General features: G+C 65.8%; 1 protein-coding gene. It reads left to right on the forward strand.

Annotated elements, in window-relative coordinates; translation table 11 throughout:
• A partial coding sequence (locus R0J92_RS26885) for a helicase-related protein (RefSeq protein WP_411053932.1) occupies positions 1-234 on the forward strand: 234 nt, incomplete at both ends.

A 234-nucleotide genomic window follows, 5' to 3' on the forward strand; every position in this document is an offset into this window, starting at 1 on the left:
GATCTGGACCAGAGCCAGCGCACACGCACCCTCGACGGGTTCCGCGAAGGCGCTCTGAAGTTTCTCATCGCCTATGATGTGGCCGCGCGTGGTTTGGAGGTGCCCTCTGTGAGCCATGTGATCAACTTTGACGTGCCCGGCCACGCCGAAGACTACGTTCACCGCATCGGCCGCGCCGGCCGCGCCGGGCGTGACGGCACGGCGATCACCATCTGCTCTCCGCGCGACGAGAAG

Origin of the sequence: Tritonibacter sp. SIMBA_163 (genome assembly GCF_046535935.1) — a bacterium.
GTDB classification, from domain to species: Bacteria; Pseudomonadota; Alphaproteobacteria; order Rhodobacterales; family Rhodobacteraceae; genus Epibacterium; species Epibacterium scottomollicae.